The organism is Actinomadura sp. NEAU-AAG7, from assembly GCF_018603865.1.
GTDB lineage: Bacteria > Actinomycetota > Actinomycetes > Streptosporangiales > Streptosporangiaceae > Spirillospora > Spirillospora litoris.
This window is the reverse complement of sequence record NZ_JAHFZY010000001.1, coordinates 1,486,007-1,502,392: the sequence shown is the minus strand read 5'-3', so window position 1 is coordinate 1,502,392 and position 16,386 is coordinate 1,486,007. Positions and strand designations below refer to the sequence as shown.

The following is a 16,386-nucleotide window of genomic DNA, read 5'->3' as shown; positions in this document are numbered from 1 at the left end:
GACCCCCGTTGGCTACCCTGCTCTACCGGCTCGGCCGTACCGCGTTCCGGTGCCGGCTGCGCTTCCTGACCGGCTGGCTGGCGCTGCTGTTCCTGGTCGGGGGCGCCTTCGCCGCCTACGGCTCGCACCTGGACAGCGAGGCCACCATCCCCGGATCGGAGTCCCAGGAGGGCATCGACCTGCTGGAACGTTCCCTGCCGGAGGCGACCGGGGTGACCGCGCAGCTGGTGTTCGCGGCCCCGCCCGGGAAGACCGTGGACGACCCCGCCCACAAGGCCCGCATCCGGGACGCGGTACGCGAGGCACGCTCGGCCCCGCAGGTCGCCGAGGTCACCGACCCGTTCAAGACCGGGAGCATCTCGGCCGACCGGCGCACCGCGCTCGCCCAGGTGCTCTACCCCATCAAACGGGACGTGCTGGAGGACTCCAGCGTCACCGCCCTGGAGGACATCGCCGCCACGGCGAGGTCCGGCGGCCTGCGCGCCGAGGTCGGCGGGACGGTCTACAGCACCGCCGGCATGGAGGCCGGCGTCGGCGAGGCGATCGGCGTCGGCGTCGCCTTGGTCGTCCTCGTGCTCACATTCGGCTCGCTGCTGGCCGCCGGGCTGACGCTGCTGACCGCCGTCGCCGGGCTCGCGATCGGGCTGCTCGGGCTGATGCTGGTCTCCAACGTCGCGACGATCTCCGACACCGCCCCGAGCCTCGCGCTGATGGTCGGGCTCGCCGTCGGCATCGACTACACCCTGTTCATCGGCTCCCGGCACCGGTCCCAGCTCGCCGAGGGGATGGCGGCCGAGGAGTCGGCGGCGCGGGCCGTCGCGACGGCGGGCGGCGCCGTCGTGTTCGCCGGGCTCACCGTGATCGTCGCGCTGGCCGGGCTGAGCGTGGTCGGCATCCCGTTCCTGACCGTGATGGGCCTGGCCGCCGCGCTGACCGTGCTGATGGCGGTGGCCGCCGCGATCACGCTGTTCCCCGCCCTGCTCGGCCTCGCCGGGGAACGGCTGCGCCCGCGCCCCGGCTCGCGCGCGGGCCGTCCGGGACGCGCCGGAGCCGGCGGCCTGCGCTGGGCCCGGCTGGTGACGCGCCGCCCGCTGGTCACCATCCCGGTCGTGCTGCTGGCGCTCGGGGCGATGGCGCTTCCGGCGCTGCGGCTCGACCTCGCGATGCCCGACAACGGCACCGCGGACCCCGCGTCCACCCAGCGCAAAGCCTACGACCTGATCTCGGACGCGTTCGGCCCCGGCAGCAACGGCCGGCTGCTGATCCTCGTCCAGACCCGCGGGGGCGACCCGGTCCGGGCCGCCGACCGCGTCGCGGGCGGGCTCGACATCCGCGGCGTGAAGTCGATCGGCGATCCCGAGCGCGGCGGGGACGGCCGCACGGCGGTCGTGAACCTCGTCCCCGAGCAGGGCCCGCGCAGCGAGGCGACCCAGGGGCTGGTCCGCAGGATCCGCGCCCGGACGCCCGCGCTCGGCGCGGCGGCCGACGCCCGGGTGCTGGTCACCGGCTCCACGCCCGCCGCCATCGACGTGTCCGACCGGCTCCGCGACTCGCTGCCGCCCTTCACCGCCGTCGTGGTCGGGCTCTCGCTGCTGCTCCTGCTGCTGGTGTTCCGCTCGGTCCTCGTCCCGATCAAGGCGGCGGCGGGCTTCCTGCTGTCGGCCGGGGCCGCGTTCGGCGCGGTCGTCGCCGTCTTCCAGTGGGGCTGGCTCGCCCGGCTGTTCGGCGTCGCCACCACCGGGCCGGTCTTCAGCTTCATGCCGATCGTCGTGATCGCCGTGCTGTTCGGCCTGGCCATGGACTACCAGGTCTTCCTGGTGTCGCGGATCCGCGAGGAGCACGTCCACACCGGACGCCCGCGCGAGGCCGTGCTGACCGGCGCGCGGCACACCGGCCGGGTCATCACCGCCGCCGCGCTGATCATGTTCGCGGTCTTCGCGAGCTTCGTCACCACCGACGACCTCACGCTCAAGCCCATCGCGCTCGGCCTGGCCGCCGGGGTGCTGGCCGACGCGTTCCTGGTGCGGATGACGCTCGTCCCGGCCGTCCTCGCGCTGACCGGGAAGGCCGCCTGGTGGATCCCCCGCCGGCTCGACCGGATCCTCCCCGACCTCGACATCGAGGGGGCGAGGCTGGGGCGGCCCGCCGCCCACGCCGACCCCGCCGCGGAGCCGGTGGCGCCGTCCAGGTAGGCCGGCCTGCGGTTTTGTCGGTGCGGGAGGTAACAATGAAGGCATGTGCCGCAGTATCAAGACGCTCCGCCCGCCCTTCGCCGAGGAAGTCACCGACCAGGACGTCCGGGCCGCCGCGCTCCAGTACGTCCGGAAGATCTCCGGCTTCCGCGCCCCCGCCGCCCACAACGCCGAGGCGTTCGACCGCGCCGTGGAGGAGGTCGCCCAGGCCACCGCCGCCCTGCTGGGCTCGCTTGAGGTCAGGGGGAGCCGCGCCGCGTCCTGACCTCCGCCGCGGCGGCGAAGCGCGCCCTCCTGATCGGCCGCCCGCGGAGACGACGGCACCGCCCGCGAGCCGAGGGGGCTCGCGGGCGGTGCTCTCGCTTCGGGTCGGGCGGGCTACTCGGCGGCGACCAGCTCGGCGATCTGGACGGCGTTGAGCGCCGCGCCCTTGCGCAGGTTGTCGCTGGAGCAGAAGAGCGCGAGGCCGTTGTCGACGGTCTCGTCGCGGCGGATCCGCCCGACGTAGGTCGGGTCCTGGCCGGCGGCCTGGAGCGGGGTCGGGACGTCGGCCAGCACGACGCCGGGCGCGCCCGACAGCAGCTCGCTCGCCCGCTCGGTGCCGATCGGGCGCTCGAAGCGGGCGTTGATCTGGAGGGAGTGGCCGGTGAAGACCGGGACGCGGACGCAGGTGCCCGACACGCGCAGCCCCGGGATCTCCAGGATCTTGCGGCTCTCGTTGCGGAGCTTCTGCTCCTCGTCGGTCTCGGCGAGGCCGTCGTCGACGATCGAACCGGCCATCGGCAGCACGTTGAACGCGATCGGCGCGACGTAGACCCGCGCGTCGGGGAACTGGACGGCGGCGCCGTCGTGGGTGAGGCGGTCGGCGCCCTCGACGACCTTGGACGCCTGCTCGTGCAGCTCGGCGACGCCCGCGAGCCCGCTGCCGGACACGGCCTGGTAGGTGGCGACGACCAGCGCGGCGAGCCCGGCCTCGGCGTGCAGCGGCCGCAGCACCGGCATGGCGGCCATCGTCGTGCAGTTGGGGTTGGCGATGATCCCCTTCGGCCGGTTCGCGGCCGCGTGCGGGTTGACCTCCGACACCACGAGCGGGACGTCGGGGTCCATCCGCCAGGCCGAGGAGTTGTCGATCACGACGGCGCCGGCGGCGGCGACCTTGGGCGCCAGCTCCTTCGAGGAGCCCTTCCCCGCGGAGAACAGGACGATGTCGAGGCCGGAGAAGTCGGCGGTCGCGGCGTCCTCGACGGTGATCTCGGCGCCGTCGAACGGGAGCCTGCGGCCGGCGGAGCGGGCGGAGGCGAACAGGCGCAGCTCGTCCAGCGGGAACCCGCGTTCGGCCAGGATGCGCCGCATCACGCTCCCGACCTGCCCGGTGGCCCCGACGATCCCGATCCTCATGCCGCTCCCTCTGGTAAGTCACTCGACCTGGGCGAACGAGTCTGCCCAAGCCTCTACGGGACGTCCATTCAATATCCCTTCCCGTCGACTCTAAGCGCTGCTCACACGTGGCGCTAACCCCCGGCTACCCGGTCCAGCCGAGGGCGGCGCGCGCCCGGTCGTGCGCCTGGACGTGCTCGGTCAGCACCCGGGCGAGGATCTCGTCGATCGCGCCGAGCCGCTCCTCGATGGTGGCCAGCTCGCGTTCGGCGCGCTCCAGGCCGCTCTCCTTGGTGAAGGGCGCGACGCCGCCGTTCAGCGCGGTCAGCAGTTCGCGGTCGGCCTGGCGGTAGGCGCGCAGCGGGAGCAGGACCTCGTCGCGGCGGGTGCGGAGCCGCTCGAAGCCCTCGGCCGCCGCGGCCAGCTCGGCGCGGGCGCTCTCGGCGGTCTCCTCGGCGCCGCCGAGCCGCTCGCGCAGCTCGGTCAGCTCGGCGTTCGCGGCGGCGGCGTCCCGCACGGCGGTCGCGACCCTCGGGCCGAGCAGCGCGAGCTGCTCGCGGGTCACGCGCAGCAGGGTCCCGGCGGACTCCTCCAGCGCCCGCTCGGCCTCCCGTGCCGGGCGCGCGGCCTCGGCGTCGAACGCGGCGGCCTGGTCGCGCAGCGCCTCGACCTCCCCGGCCAGCTCGCGCAGCCGGCGCAGCTCGGCGAGGCGCTCGCGGAGCCGGTCGTGCTCGGCGGTGAGGTCGGCCAGCTCCTCCCGCGCCTCGCCCAGCTCGTCCAGCGCGGCGCGGTCGGCGGCGAGGCGGCGCCGCGCGGCGGCCAGCTCGTCGTGCCGCTCCCGCAGGTGGGCGTCCACGGGCGCGCCCGGCGAGGCCGCCTCCACCAGCGCCGGGACGGCCTCCCGCACGGCGCCGAGCGGTTCGAGCGCGTCGTCCAGCGCCACGACGGCCTGGAAGGCGGCCACGTCGTCGTCGAAGCCGGCGGCGAGCGCCCGGCCGGACCAGTCCGCCGCGAGGCGCAGCGCGGTCAGCGCGGCGACCGGGCCCTCCTCGGCGAGCGCGGCGGCGATGCCGGCCTTCACGTCGTCGATGGTCATCGGGGCGACTCCCTGTGGATCATCTCTCCCCGGTCCCGTCCGGGTCGATCGGGTAGTGGCGGGGCTCGCCGCCGGCCGCCGGGGCGAGGACGAGCACGCCGGGGCAGGCGTGGGACGGGCGCAGCCCGACGCGGTAGTGGCCGGGCGCGAGGCCGGGCAGCCTGACCGGCACGTCCCGCCCGTCCACCTTCACGGCGAACAGCTTCGGGCCCTCGGCGGGGACCTCGACCAGCACCGCGTAGCCGTCCTGGACGGCGAACTCCGCCGACGGGTCGAGCGGCACCTCCCGGACCTCCAGCAGCCCGTGCCGGAGCCGGTGCAGCGGCAGGACGACCGACGGGCGCTCGGGCCCCGCGACCGCCATCCCCCCGGCCGCGATCCGCAGCGCGCCCCGGACGGCGGCGGCCGGGCCGAGCACCATCGGCGGCTCAGGTGGCGCCAGCTCGTCCATCAGGACCCGGCTGACCAGGGGGAACACGCCGAACTTCCCCGAGACCGCGATCGCCCGGGGCGGTGCGGAGCCGGCGAGGGCGCGGGCGACGACGCTCCGCAGCGCCGTCGCGGTGGCGGAGAAGGCGGAGATCAGCGTCCCGGCGGTGACGTCGGCGTCACCGACCCGGTAGACGGGCGCGTCCCGGTAGCGGGGATGCGACCACGCGCGCGGCAGGACGACGGCGGCGCGGCGCCCGTGCCGCGCCCGCGCGCCCTCGAACAGCTCCGCGAACCCGGCGGTGGGGCCGACGGAGGTCGCCGACGACGCGGCGGGGGCGGCGGACACGGGCAGGCTCGGCGCCGACGCGGCGACCGCGGTATCGAACGCGCGTCCGCCGCCCTCGGCGACCGCGACCGATGTGACGCGCAGGGTGCCGCCGGCGGCCTCGCACAGCGCGGCGCCGGTCGTGCGGGCGCCGAGGTCGCAGACGAGCACCGAGCCCTCGGCGGGGCGGCCCGCCCGCGCGAGCGCGTCGGCGGCGACGCAGGCGGCCTGGCTCAGCCAGGCGACGTCGGGCCAGCCCAGCTCCTCCAGCAGGGTCCAGCGCAGCCGCTCGTAGGCGCGGATGCCGTAGGGCGTCCCGTCCAGCCATGACTCGGGGACCGTGACCGTCGTCCGGCCGATCGTGCCCGGAGCCCGCTTCCTGCCCGACTCCAGCAGCTTGGACAGGAAGATCGCGAGGTCGCCGCGCGGCGTCGGGCGCGACTCGACGACGGGCACGCCGCTCCGCTGGGACAGCGCGATCCTCGTCGTCGCCGTCCCCACGTCCAGCGCGACCGCCACCGGCCCCGTCATCCGTCGCCCGACTTGCCGCGCCGTCCGAGGCCGAACAGCCCGCCGCGGCCGGACTTGGCGAGCCGCTCGATGGTGGCCTTGCACTCCTCCAGGCGGGTACGGACCTGCGGGGGCATCTCCCAGAACGGCGCGTGGGAGCTGACCGCCTCCAGCAGCCGCAGCTGGTAGCTGATCTCCTGGCTGGCGTGGCCGGCGAGCGCGTCGGCGAAGTCGCGGGCCACGGCCGACCCGAGCGCGCCCTGGGCGATGGCCTCGACCAGCAGGCGCGCCTGCTTGTCGGCCCACTGGTAGTTGCTGCCGTCCACGTTCGAGCCCCAGACCCGCAGCACGACCGTGTGCGCCTCGGCGCCCTTGAGCAGGCGGCCGGCGGCGGCCACGGCCTTGATCGCGGCGGTGGCGTTCGCCACGTTGGCTTCGAGGGGGCGCATGGCGCGCATGTAGAAGTCGGCGACCGTGTCCACGTCGGCATCGGAGGCGAGCCGTCCCAGCCCCTCCAGCGCGGGCGCGCCCAGCGACGGCGGCGGCGGGCCGGGCGGGGGCATGCCGTCCGACGCGAAACCGTCCGAGGCGTACCCGTCCGAGGTGAAGCCGTCCGGGGTGGCGCCGAGGGCGGGTGCGAACACCGGCTCGAACCTGCCCTGGTTCTCCCGGAGCAGCCTGCGCAGCTCGACGAACGCGGGCCTGCCCTCCAGCGCGGGGTCGGACGGCTCGGTGTCCAGGACCGTCCGCAGGATCGTCCAGTCCAGCCCCTCGTCCTCGACGATGACGGCCCTGACCAGGTTGATCACCGTGTCCGCGCGGGCCGGGCCGCCCGCCCAGGGACGCTGGTCCCGCAGCGCCGAGGCCAGCTCCCGGATGAACGTCGCCGCCATGCCGCGGTCCTGGCGGACCCGCTGCCACGCCCAGACGAAACCGCTGTGATACGTGGCCGGGTCGGGGAGCAGCACCGCCTTCTTCAGGTGCACGCAGGGCGCCCCGACGGTGAGCAGCACCACGTCCGCCGCGCCCCATCCACCGGGCTCCTCGGACTCCATCTGGCTCAACGTCTTCTTGACGAACTCGCGGGCCGCCAGGCTGATCTCCGGCTGCCCCTTCATCCAGCCGATCAGCGCGGGCATGACGGGTTCCAGGCGGCCGAGCCGCCCGGCGACCTGGACGAGCGCCGCCGCCCATTCGGGCGCGCCCTTCATCAGGCCGCGGAAGTCCTTGAGGGAGATCTCCCTCCCGGCGAGCAGCTCGCCGAAGCCCGGCAGCGCGTCGCTCCGCCCGGACCCGAGCCAGCGGACCCACGCCCGCACCCGGTCGGCCCCGCCGGGCTCGGCCACGAGCAGCCGGGCGGCCAGCCGGCTCTCGTTGGTCAGCTCCGCCAGCAGCTTGGAGTTCGCCCACGCCGGGGCGGCCGGGTCGACATGGTCGCGGATCAGATCGGCGGCCATGTCCAGCGCGGCACGGTGCTTGGCCGCCCCGCCGGTGAACCCGGGGACGCGGAGGGCCTCCACGACGCCCGCGAGGAACTGGTCGGTGAGCCGGCGCTCCCGGGCGAGCCTGACGTAGTCGGAGACGCGCTTGTCGGGCTCCTCCCGCCACAGCAGCCTCGCCGCCGCGTCCACCAGCGCCTCGATCAGCTCCGAGCCGCCGGTCGCGGCGACCTGGTCCCAGCGCTCCCCGATCAGCTTCAGGTCGCCCGGCTCCGCGGCGCGGATCAGGTAGGCGAGCACGCGGCCCTGCGCGCTGGGCGAGATCTCGTCGCGCCGGGGGCTCAGCAGCAGCCGCCGCGCGTCCTCCTCCTTCCCCTGGCGCCTCTCCTCGGCGTAGCGCGCGACCTGCTGCGGCCACTCGACGTCCGCGAGGTGCTGGACGGCGCTCCTCTTGTCGCTGAAGTCGCACGGTTCGGCGCCGCCCGCGAGGTATCCGACGAGCCAGGGCAGGTCCCGGCGGCTCAGCAGCCGGTCCAGCCACTGGAGGTAGTGGCCCGCCGTCGGGGACGGCGGGATGCGCTCGCCCTGGTTCCGCCAGCCCACCTCGTTCGCGTTGTCGCGGGCGCGGCGCAGGAACGCGAGCCGGATCTTGTTGGCGGACCCGGTCGCCCAGGTCGCGCCCGTGAAGTCGGCCCGGTACCCGTAGGGGAGCAGCGCGGCCACCGCGTCCAGGAACGCGAGCCTGTCCTGGAGGGACGCCTCGCCCGCGCCGACGATGTCGACCCGGCCGTCCAGCAGCAGCGCGGCCGTCCGCATGACCTTCTTCCGGTCGAACCGGTCGATGTCGCGGGCCAGGTCGGCGGCGGAGTACTCCGGCGGGGAGAGCGTGACGAGGTCGCCCTCCGGGCCGTCCATCGGCAGTTCGAGGCGGTTCAGCTCGCGGTAGAGCGCCGCATAGGAGACGGGCGTCGCCTGCACGTCCCGGTAGGGGACGCAGATGTACTTGGTGAACGCGACCGGGCGGCCCGAGCCGTCCCGGTGCTCGGTCCAGTCCTCGATCGACATGCCGAGGTAGCGGTCCGGCGCCTCACCGACCCAGCTCACCGTCACCCAGGGCAGCGCGCCCTCGCCGGTGCGGTGCGCGGGCGGCGTCCCGAGCCCGTACTGGCGCAGGATCCGCCCGAAGCTCGCCTTGCTGAACGGCTCGCGGCTGCAGTTCAGCACGCCGTAGTCGTCACTGCTGCCGGGCCGCTTTCCCGAAAGCGCCCAGCCGGCGGTCACCTGGACCATTGCGGTGTCTCTCCGTCGAGCCTGTTGCCGAGCCACAGCATCGGCTCCACCACGTTGATCGGCCACACCTTGCCGCGGATCTCGACGCTGCCGTCGGCGCTCTTGTTGATGTTCCAGTAGTCGTTCTCGGTGAACCGGTCGGACTCGCCCATGTAGAAGCCGACGGCGGACGTCGCGTAGTAGCGCACGCGCTCGTGGTGGAAGTACTTCTGGATGCTGTTGAGGACGAGGTCGGCGTTGCCCACCTTGGAGTCCTTGCACAGCTCGGAGAAGAAGTGCCCGGCCGAGTCCTCGCGGACGCGCGGGAGCATCTGCGGGCTGTCGTCGTAGGTGAGGTACCCGCCGACCCGCGCCCGCCGGAACACCTCCGGCGCGTCGAACTTGGTGACGCAGACGGCGAGGTGCTGCGGCAGCTTCGCGTCCTTGGAGCCGCGGTCGCGGAACACCTGGCGGGACAGCTTGAGCAGCGTCCGCTGGAAGTAGCTGTAGGAGTCGCCCTCGCGGCGCTCGCGGGTCGGGTCGAACAGGTAGACGATCCCGTCGCAGCCCGCGAGGTGCTCGATGATGCGGTCCTCGTCGGAGTCGCCCTGCTCCTCCTCCTGGTCGTCGTCGAAGCCGAGGTTGTCGTCGCCGCCGGAGGGCGCCATCGCCTCACCCGGGACGGACTTGCTCGCGTGGACGGCGCCGGGCGAGTCGAGCAGGTCGATGTTGACCTCGATCGGCACGTCCCGGAACTTCTTCCCGAACCGCTTGCCGGTCGGCTGCTGGGTCGTGCCGCGCAGCGTCCAGCTCAGCGCCTCGGAGAACCTCGTCGCGGCGGGGAACCGGCGGTGCTGGGTGAGCATCCCGGTCTGGGTGTCGAGGAAGTCGTTGGACTCCTCGTTCACGCCGTAGAGCATCCAGTCGCCGGAGGTGCGCAGCACCGCGACCTGGAGCGCGGCGAGGAACGTGGTCTTGCCGCTCTGCGGCGCGCCCCACAGCCCGATGCGCCGCAACTGCCGCTGGGGCTGGGCGATATCCGGGGGCGGGGGCACCGGTTGTCCGGGCGCCGCGTTCTGCGGCGGCGGGGAGAACTGCGAAGGGGTGGTCACCGGGCACCTCGTTCCAGATCGGCCAGGGGAAGGTTGAGTGTCTGCGGCGCGGACGGGAGCAGGCCGAGCCCCACCCCGAGCCGCCGCGCGTCGATGTCGTCGAGGTCGTGGACGCCCGCCGCGCCGAGGGTGTCCCAGACGGGGTGGTCGCGGAGAGCGGCGTCGTGCAGGACGGCCGCGCAGGCGACGCCCGCGTGGGTGATGGCGCCGAGGGCCGACGGCCAGCTCCGCTCGAACTGGCAGGGCAGGACGTCGTCGTCGCCCTGGACGGGCGGGTGCGGCGGCCGTCCGCCGACGGTCAGCAGGATGGTCCGCGCCGGGCGGCCGGGGGCGCGGTGGCGGAAGAGGCGCTCGGCGATCTCGTGCAGGGCGTCCTCGACCGGCGCCGCCTCCGGGTACTCGACCGGGCTCGGGCGCAGCCGCGCCAGGCCCGCGACGGCGGTGGCGGGGGTGTCGAGCCAGCCGCCGAGGACGGGCCTGCGCCCCTCCTTGCCGCGGCCGTAGGCGTGGTCCTGGTACCCGAGCACCGCCACCCGCAGGAGGCCCGAGCCGGGGTAGGTCGCGTCCACGGTCGAGACCAGCTCGCGCAGCAGCCCGAGCCTGCGCCGGACCAGCTCGTCCACGCCGCCCAGCTCGACCGCGCAGATCAGGTCGACGGGCTCGGTGAGGATCTCCAGCCGCTCGGGCAGGCCGTCCAGCAGCTCGGGCAGGCGCTCGGTCACCGGCGCCGGGTCGGCGGGCTCGGCGATGCCCACCCGGCCCGGCCCCTCCAGCACGAACCGGACGTCGGCGGGCAGCGGCACCGCGCCGGCCGTCAGCAGCGTCCAGTGCTCGGCGCTCGCGGCGACGGCCGCGAGCACGGTCGTCTCGGCGGCGCCCGGCGGACTCTCCAGCCGCAGGGTCCGGACCGTCCCGGCGGGCGTCCCGGCGGGGAACAGCGGGATCAGCCGGGGGCTCACGCGGCGCGTGCCGGGCTCGACCCCGGCCGCGAGCAGGCCCACGTCGTGCCGCGTGGGCAGCGTGGCGATCAGCGGGCCGAGCAGGTCGCGGGCGCTCGACTCCCCGGCGGGCACGACCTCGGCGTTCTGGTGCCGCTTGCGCAGCAGCCGCACGGCCCGGTCGGGGACCGGCCAGCCGATCTCCCGGTAGGCGAGCACGACGTCGTCGCCGGGCTCGTCGAGCCGCGGCGGCAGGCCGTCGCGCAGCGCCCGCCACAGCGTGTCGCGGTCGAGGTCGGCGAGCCCGCCCGCGAGCTGGAAGCGCCGCTCGCCGGGGTCGCGGGACAGGAACGGCAGCAGCGTCTCCCACGGGGTGACCTCGGGGGCGTCGTACCCGCGCGGGATCATCAGCTCGTCCAGCACGACGCGGGTGACGCTCAGCCCGTGGTCGGCGCCGATCTCGGCGACGACCAGGCCCCGGCCCGGCCGCATCCGGTGCAGCGCGTTCCCGAGCACGGACTGGAGCGCCGCGTCGGGCATCGGCGGCGCGTCCACCGCCTGCCTGGCGCGCACCCACTCCTGCGGGGTCGGTGTGCCGCCCCGGACGAACAGGTCGTCGGCGAGGCCCGCGCGGACGACGGCCAGCAGGTCGCGCTCGCGGCGCGCCGCCGCGAGCCGCTCCTCGAAGTCGCGCGCGAACGCCGGGTCGGGGACGCCGAACCGCCACTCGCCGTGCAGCGGCCACCGGCACTCCGAGCAGCCCGCCTCCTCGCTCTTGATCGGGCACCCGCACACCGGGCATCCCGGGCGCGCCCGCATCATGGCGCCCGTGCCCGCGGACTGGTCGCCCGGGGGCCGGTCGCCCGCGGGCTGGTCACCGGTCGGCATGCGGCACCCCCTCGGAGGGCAGGTCGGGGACGTCCTCGGGCAGGAAGGTGTCGACGTCGGCGTCGGGCGCGTCGGCCGTGCGGGCGGCGAGCCGCACCTCCATCGCGGGGAGCAGCCGCTCCCGCACGGCGCGCGCGTTGCCGAAGTCGCCCGGATGCGCGCGGCGCTCGGCGGCCAGCCACGCGAGGGCGCGGGCGCGGGTCGCGTCCGGGACGCGGTACCCCTCGGCCCCGGCCATCTTCTCCAGGATCCGCACCAGCTCCTCGGGCGCGTAGTCGGGGAACTCCACCCGCACCGTGAACCGCGACCGCAGGCCCGTGTTGGCGGCGAGGAACGTCCGCATCTCGTCCGGATAGCCGGCGGCGATCACGGTGATCCGGCCGCGCAGGTTCTCCATCTCCTGGGTGATCGTGTCGAGCGCCTCCCGTCCGAAGTCGCGGCCGTCGTCGCCCCTGGCCAGCGCGTACGCCTCGTCGATGAACAGCACCCCGTCCATCGCCTCGCGGACCTTCTCGCGGGTGCGCGGCGCGGTGTGCCCGATGTACTCGCCGACGAGGTCGGCGCGGCCGGTGTCGACGACGTGCCCGCTGGTGAGCAGCCCGAGGTCGCGGAAGATCCGGCCGATGATCCGGGCGACCGTCGTCTTGCCGGTGCCGGGCGGGCCGAGGAACAGCAGGTGCGGCGCGACCACCTCGCCCCTGCCGCGCCGCTGCTTCAGCCGGACCTGCGCGACCAGGTCGCGGATCGCCTTCTTCACCGGGCCGAGGCCGATCATCTGGTCCAGCTCGCCGAGCAGGACGGGCAGCTCCGGCACCGCCGTGCGCAGGTGCACCCGCAGCCGCTCGGGCACGTCGCCGGGCTCCAGCGGACGGTCGACGTCCGCGCGCGTCCGCAGCACCCACCGGCGTTTCACGTCGTCGGCGAGGTCGCGCATCGCGCCCGCGTTCCCGAACCCGGGGCCGCGCGTGCGGTGCATGCCCGCGACGACGCGGCGCAGGTCGTCCTCGGTCTCCGGGGACCAGGTGAGGCCCTGCTCGCTGAGCCGCGCGAGCGCGATGCCCGCGAGCGTGCCGGCGTCGTAGTCGGGGAACGCGATGACGTTGGCCTCGGGGAAGCGGCGGCGCAGCCCGGGGTTGGCGTCCAGGAAGTCCTTCATCCGGTCGGGGTAGCCGGCCGCGATCACGACCAGCCGCCCCCGGTCGTTCTCCATCCGGGTCAGCAGCACGCCGATCGCGTCGCTCCCGAACCCCTCGGCCTGGTCGGCCAGCATGTACGCCTCGTCGATGAACAACACCCCGTCGAGCGCGCTGTCGATCACCGCCTGGGTCTTCTGCGCGGTCTCCCCCACGTACTGGCCGACCAGCGTGGACGCCGTCGCCTCCACCAGGTGCCCGCGCCGCAGCACGCCCAACTCCCGGTACATCTCGCCGACGAGCCGCGCGACCGTCGTCTTGCCGGTTCCCGGGTTGCCGGTGAACACCAGGTGGTGCGCGGCGGGGTCGGCGGTGCCGCGCCCCTCCGCGCGCATCCGGTTCTCGGCCTCGATGAGCAGCCGCATGCCCGCGAGGTGCTCCTTGACCGCGTCCAGCCCGGCCAGCCGGTCGAGGCGCCGCCACACGTCCTCGTGGCCGGACGCGGCGGAGGTCACCCAGCCCCGCTCGCGCAGCACCGCGCCGTCCAGCGGGACGTCCTCGGCGGCGAGGCCGCGCAGCCGCTGCTCCCACGTCCGCGCGGGCTCGGCCGTCGCCGCCATCGCGCGGACGGTCTGCGCCAGCCCCGCCCAGTCGCCGATCCGCAGCCGGGGCCGCCCGGCCAGCCGCTGCACGTGGACGAGCCGCGCCAGCTCCTCCTCGTCGGGCTCGCCGACCCGACCCGGGCCGCCGCCGCGCTCGGCGAGCCGCCGCGCCCACTCCTCCAGCGTCGGGAAGCCGCGCACGTCCCGGATGAAGTCGCGGACGTCGGCGAGCGACGCCTTCCGCGACACCAGCACGCACTTGTTGCGGGCGCTGCCCCGGTAGGCGACCCACTCGGCGAACACGGTCGCGAGCGCCCGTCCGGCGACGGTGTGGCTCAGCACCTCCTCGGCGTGCAGCACGACGACCGCCGCGCGCATCGCGTCCTGGCGCATGAGGTGGTCGAGCGTCATCACCGCGTGCGCGTCGGACATGCCCGAGTTCGCGGCGGGCTCCTCCGGCGCGGGCGCGGGCGGCCGCGTCACCACCCGGTCGCCCAGCGGGCCGCTGAACCCCGGCCGCATGCGCCGGGGCTCGTCCACGACCGGCCGGGCCGCCGCCGCGTCCGGACGGACGAGCCGCCGCGACTCCGCGTCCCGGAAGTACACCTTGCGGTGCAGCGAGTAGAAGACGATCGCGTCGTACCCGGCGGCGTGCAGCGACTCCCACAGCGCGGCCTCGATCCCGAACGTGCGGTAGGCGCCGTCGACGAACGCGTCGTCGGCGCCGGGGCCGTGCACGATCATCACCGGGTCGCCGTCGACCGCCGCGCGGCGCAGCCCCGCCAGACGCCCCGCGGCCGTGCCCCCGGGCCGCTCCGTCGCCCCCGCCTTCAACGCCGCTCGCCCGGCCGGGACCGGCCGTCCCCGGCACGCGCGGAGATCTCGGTGCCCTCCGCGCGCAGGGAGTCGAAGTCGGTGAGCGCCGGGTCCGCGCGCGGGGCGTCGGCGGTCGGCTCGCCCACCGGCAGGCCGCGATCGCGCAGGCTCGTCGCTATCTCCCGCGCGCGTTCCGTCAGCTCCTCCTCCGACGCGGTGTCGCGGTCGTAGGACAGGATGCGGACGGCGAGCGTCCCCGGTCCGCCGTCCTCCTCCTCGTGCGCGACCTCGATGACGATCTCGTTGTCGTTGAGGTGGCGGAGCTTGCTGTAGAACGCGGCGCGCTGGTCGTCGCCCGCGTAGGCGTTCTCCGCCCAGGAGAACCCGGTCGCGTGCTCGACGGCGTCCACGACCTGCTCGGCGACGTTGACGCGCGCCTGCGAGGCCAGCAGCGCGGCGGTCGCGTGGGAGAGGGTCTCCTCCAGTCGGCGCTCCAGATCGGGCGCGTCCCGGCGGACGATCTCGCGCAGCTCCTCGGTCGTCAGCCCGGTGCCCTCGCCGACCCGGCCCCTGCGCTCCTCGACCTCGGCGCGCAGTTCGGCGAGGCCGCCGCCCGACCAGTGGTCGACGTCGAACGACAGCCCGTCGATCGGCTCGCCGCGCTCGTCGGGCGCCGGGAGGTCCGCGCTGAACCGCACCCGCTCGGCGACGACGGTCAGCACGTCCAGCGCCGCGAGCCGCGCCGCCTGCCACTCCTGGTCGAGCAGGACGAGGTCGGCGCGCAGCTCCGCGAGGTCGAGGTAGGTCTCCTGGAGCAGGCTCAGCGACTCCGCCGCCAGCCCCGCCGCGAGGTTGGCCTCGGCGGTGGCGATGCGGCGCTCCAGCCGGTCGAGCCGTCCGGGCGCGAACCGCTCGTGCGGCAGCTCCGCGCGGATCGCGTCGCGCATCAGCCGCGCGTCGGCGAGCGCGTTCCCGGCCGCGACGGCCGCGCGGTCGCGGTCGGCGCGCATGCCGTCCAGCTCCCGGCCGAGCTCCTGGATCTCGGCGCGCTGCTCGGCCCGCTCGCGTTCGATCGCCGTGCGGATCCGCTCGTCCTGCTCGGCCCGGAGCTGCTCCACGGCCGAGCCGATCTGCCCGCGCAGCCGGTCGGACTGCTCGCGCAGCCGCTTGGCGGTGCGCAGCTCCGCCCGCTTCGCCTCGTCGCTGAGCCCGGTCAGGACCTGCTCGACGCGCCGCTGCCGCCCCTCCACCTGGTTGAACGTGCGGTCCAGCTCCGCGCGCTGCTCCTTCTTGACGGCCTCGACCAGCTTGGGCATGTCGCTGCGCACCTGGCGCAGCTTCCGCGCCGCGGTCTGCGCCTCTCGCCAGGCGCCCTCGTCCACCGTGATCCGCTTCGCCCCGCTCACCGCGCGCTCCTCCCTGGCGTCCGGCGGCCCGCCTCCGCGCCGTCCCCGTAGCCTCTGCCTTCACGAGGGAGACCGGTCCCCCGCGGTTGGACGCCCGGGGAGGCCGTCGCGTTCGCCTCGTCACCCAGGGTTACCGGCGGGTAAAGCTCGGCGAGCGCGCGGGACGGGACGCCGACGTAGAGCGTCTCGCCCGTCCGGACGCGGACCTCGACCGAGCGCGGCCCGCCCTCCAGCGCCTCGGCGGCCCCGCGCAGCCGACCGGTCAGGTGGTGGACGCGCTGGTTGGCGCTGCCGCGCAGGCCCCGGTCGTCGTTGCGCTCGGCGACGTACAGGCCGTCGATGAGCACGTCCACCTCGGCGAGCAGCGCGGCCACCCCGTCGTTCGGCGGACGGCTGCGAAGCCGTTCGAGCCGGTACCCCGTGAAGCAGACCAACGTCAGGCCGGAACGGTCCCGGCGGGCGATCCGCGCGACCTCCGCCAGCCCGGCGGCCTGCGCCATCGGCTCGCCGCCGGAGAACGTCAGGCCGGTCACGGCGGGGTCGGCGAGCAGCTCGGCGGCCAGCTCGGCCGGCGCGACCGACCGCGCCGGACGGTCGGGGATCCACTCGGGCGCCAGGCACCCCGGGCAGTGGAACGGGCACCCCTGGACCCACACGACCGACCGCGTGCCCGGTCCGAGCGCGCGGGTACCCACGCATGTTTCAGCCACGTTGAGCATTCGACCGTTCGGGGGGATCGGGGATGGGTGAGTGACCGGGTGACGCCTGCCAGTGCGCCGGATTGTACGGGGTTGCCTGCCTCGCACTAATGGCAGGTGACACAAACTGTTGGCGGCGGCTCGGGTATTTTC

General features: G+C 75.2%; 11 protein-coding genes. 2 read left to right on the top strand and 9 right to left on the bottom strand.

Annotated features, from left to right (window positions below; all coding sequences use genetic code 11):
- Window positions 1-8 precede the first annotated feature (8 nt).
- Both KLI87_RS06835 and KLI87_RS06830 read left to right on the top strand, forming a co-directional pair.
- Window positions 9-2,192 (top strand): MMPL family transporter, encoded by a 2,184-nt coding sequence (locus KLI87_RS06835; protein ID WP_214616238.1) that lies wholly within the window; start codon window positions 9-11, stop codon window positions 2,190-2,192.
- A 43-nt stretch (window positions 2,193-2,235) separates the two neighbouring features.
- Window positions 2,236-2,457, top strand: a complete 222-nt coding sequence (locus KLI87_RS06830) for a DUF2277 domain-containing protein (RefSeq protein ID WP_156214295.1) — start codon at window positions 2,236-2,238, stop codon at window positions 2,455-2,457.
- A gap of 113 nt (window positions 2,458-2,570) precedes the next feature.
- On the opposite strand, the gene KLI87_RS06825 is transcribed toward KLI87_RS06830, so the two are convergent.
- The 9 genes from KLI87_RS06825 to KLI87_RS06785 form a co-directional block, all read right to left on the bottom strand.
- Window positions 2,571-3,590, bottom strand: coding sequence for an aspartate-semialdehyde dehydrogenase (locus tag KLI87_RS06825; RefSeq protein WP_156214296.1), 1,020 nt, complete (start codon window positions 3,588-3,590; stop codon window positions 2,571-2,573).
- 124 nt (window positions 3,591-3,714) lie between these two features.
- Entirely contained in the window at window positions 3,715-4,665 is a 951-nt protein-coding gene (locus KLI87_RS06820) for a hypothetical protein (RefSeq protein WP_214616237.1), read from the bottom strand.
- A gap of 19 nt (window positions 4,666-4,684) precedes the next feature.
- Window positions 4,685-5,953: a hypothetical protein gene (locus tag KLI87_RS06815; RefSeq protein WP_214616236.1), complete on the bottom strand. Its 1,269-nt coding sequence runs from the start codon at window positions 5,951-5,953 to the stop codon at window positions 4,685-4,687.
- Window positions 5,950-8,661: a hypothetical protein gene (locus tag KLI87_RS06810; RefSeq protein ID WP_214616235.1), complete on the bottom strand. Its 2,712-nt coding sequence runs from the start codon at window positions 8,659-8,661 to the stop codon at window positions 5,950-5,952. Before KLI87_RS06810 ends, KLI87_RS06815 begins: the two co-directional genes overlap by 4 nt.
- On the bottom strand, window positions 8,649-9,752 hold the full coding sequence (locus KLI87_RS06805) for a hypothetical protein (RefSeq protein WP_156214300.1): 1,104 nt from the start codon (window positions 9,750-9,752) through the stop codon (window positions 8,649-8,651). The genes KLI87_RS06810 and KLI87_RS06805 overlap by 13 nt, the downstream gene beginning before the upstream one ends.
- Window positions 9,749-11,578: a hypothetical protein gene (locus KLI87_RS06800; RefSeq protein WP_214616234.1), complete on the bottom strand. Its 1,830-nt coding sequence runs from the start codon at window positions 11,576-11,578 to the stop codon at window positions 9,749-9,751. Before KLI87_RS06800 ends, KLI87_RS06805 begins: the two co-directional genes overlap by 4 nt.
- A complete protein-coding gene (locus tag KLI87_RS06795) occupies window positions 11,565-14,147 on the bottom strand; it encodes an AAA family ATPase (protein ID WP_214616233.1) in 2,583 nt (860 codons plus the stop codon). Before KLI87_RS06795 ends, KLI87_RS06800 begins: the two co-directional genes overlap by 14 nt.
- Window positions 14,144-15,535: a hypothetical protein gene (locus tag KLI87_RS06790; RefSeq protein ID WP_214616232.1), complete on the bottom strand. Its 1,392-nt coding sequence runs from the start codon at window positions 15,533-15,535 to the stop codon at window positions 14,144-14,146. Before KLI87_RS06790 ends, KLI87_RS06795 begins: the two co-directional genes overlap by 4 nt.
- Window positions 15,532-16,245, bottom strand: coding sequence for a 4Fe-4S single cluster domain-containing protein (locus tag KLI87_RS06785; RefSeq protein WP_214616231.1), 714 nt, complete (start codon window positions 16,243-16,245; stop codon window positions 15,532-15,534). Before KLI87_RS06785 ends, KLI87_RS06790 begins: the two co-directional genes overlap by 4 nt.
- Between the last annotated feature and the right edge of the window lie 141 nt (window positions 16,246-16,386).